Genomic DNA, 404 nt, shown 5'->3' with positions numbered 1-404 from the left:
TACTTTCGCTTGTAATGAATCAACAGATTCTTCAGTGGGTACTGGATTATTCTTTGATTCTGTTTTCTTTGATTCTGTTTTCATGGATAAATGCCCCTTTTTCTTTGTTTCTAGGGCATCAATTCCACCTTGTTCAAACCGTAGCTGCCATTTTCGAATCGTTTCATGTGAGGAAATATTGAATATAGCAGCTGTTTCACGGTAGGATGTACCCATTTCATTTATATAATTAAGTACATCCATTTTAAACTTCGTAGAATAGGTTGTATAGGATTTTATAAAGGCACTTTCTCCTTGATGTTCATAAAGTCGAACCCATACGCTGAAAATACTTTCGTGAACATTTACGCCTTTCGATATTTCCCCCATTGATTCATTCCCATACTTATACCTTAAAACACTAT

At 34.9% G+C, this 404-nt stretch carries 1 protein-coding gene; it reads right to left on the bottom strand.

The window, feature by feature from the left end; all coding sequences use genetic code 11:
- Positions 1–369: helix-turn-helix domain-containing protein (locus tag CHI06_RS29080; RefSeq protein WP_142301054.1), on the bottom strand; the 369-nt coding region annotated here is incomplete at its 3' end.
- Positions 370–404: the final 35 nt, after the last annotated feature.

Source organism: Bacillus sp. 7884-1 (assembly GCF_002272245.1).
Classification (GTDB): domain Bacteria; phylum Bacillota; class Bacilli; order Bacillales; family Cytobacillaceae; genus Neobacillus.
The sequence above is the reverse complement of the archived record's forward strand: the minus strand, read 5'-3'. Positions and strand labels throughout refer to the sequence as shown.